Here is a 1,200-nt window from a genome sequence, read left to right on the forward strand (position 1 = left end):
ATCCTGCGCCTTACGAGCATCGCCAAGAACACCACGACCGATTTCACCCTGCTGAAATCCGCCAACCTTTCCAACTATACCAACCGCTATGACCAATTTTCGCTTGCCGTGGGGTCGCTTGAAACGGGTTCCTATAAGTATGAAGTTTACGATACCAATAGCACGGTTTCAGCAGCCCTTGCGGTGGTTGAAACGGGCTTGGCTTTTCTACAAACCGCAACGATAGGCTTTAATACCTACGCCAATACAATCACTTACAACACCTTCCTCGCATCCAGCGTGAGGGTATTCGATACAACCTTTGACCAATCCTTCGCATGAGCGTACAAACACGAAGCCAACTCCAAGCGAGTGCATTAACCATCACCAACGAAACCGCTGCCGGGGCGAATACCGCATCCCGTGTAGGTGGTCTATTCGACGACCTTGCAGACACCGCAACGCTTGACATCGAGCGTGGCTATGTTTCGGTTGCTACGGCTGCTGATAGGCCATTTGTAACGACCAATAATACTGCTACCAAATTACTGATTGTAACAGGCAACAACATTCTATCAACCAACAACTTTTCGAGAGTTGCAACGATTGCGGGGCCATCAATCACCTACACGGGGACGCTATCCGCTGCAATTAGGGTGAGTGCAAATCTAACTTTTTCGGGGGCAAATGGCGATGATTACCTTTGGGCTATTTACAAAAATGATGTACAAATCGGCTCATCTGAAGTACAAGTTACTTTGAGCCATACCCAAGGCCATCAAGTAGTTTTGGAAACCTTTTTGATAGCAAATACCAATGATGAATTTTCAATCTATGTAACTTCAGTTGATGGTATTAGGACGATTACCATCTCATCCATCAGTTTTAATGCTCACACGCTATGAGTAATAAATCTACTCAACACTTCACCCAATGGTTGGGGATAGAACATAAGGTCCCCGTGATGCTGGAGAATCGCTCCGGCAAGTACATCACCTACGGCTTTGCCAACGAATACCCCTACTACCTGCTTGACAACTATCGCAGGTCGTCAAAGCACAACGCTATTGTCAACGGCAAGGTGAACTACATTATGGGCGGTGGATGGCAGGCAGGGGACAACCTGACCGTGGAGCAACAAGCCCGGTTCATCAAGTTCTTCGACGGAATGTCAAGCACCGAGGACCTGAACGACATCACCGAGAAACTGGTCCTTGACTT

3 protein-coding genes are annotated in these 1,200 nt (G+C 47.7%); all 3 read left to right on the forward strand.

Annotation, left to right across the window (positions count from 1 at the left end; all coding sequences use genetic code 11):
- Positions 1-321, forward strand: a 321-nt coding sequence (locus EBS36_07495; protein NBU32991.1) for a hypothetical protein, incomplete at its 5' end; no start/stop codon positions are given.
- Positions 318-884 carry a hypothetical protein gene (locus EBS36_07500; protein ID NBU32992.1) on the forward strand — a complete coding sequence of 189 codons (567 nt, stop codon included), beginning with the start codon at positions 318-320 and terminating at the stop codon, positions 882-884. The genes EBS36_07495 and EBS36_07500, both read left to right, overlap by 4 nt.
- Positions 881-1,200: hypothetical protein (locus EBS36_07505; GenBank protein NBU32993.1), on the forward strand; the 320-nt coding region annotated here is incomplete at its 3' end. The genes EBS36_07500 and EBS36_07505, both read left to right, overlap by 4 nt.

The organism is Actinomycetota bacterium (genome assembly GCA_009923495.1).
Classification (GTDB): domain Bacteria; phylum Actinomycetota; class Actinomycetes; order S36-B12; family UBA5976; genus UBA5976.

Excerpts from the sequence above, each read along its gene's own strand:
- EBS36_07500 (NBU32992.1), top strand. The coding sequence starts at position 318 with ATGAGCGTACAAACACGAAGCCAACTCCAAGCGAGTGCATTAACCATC.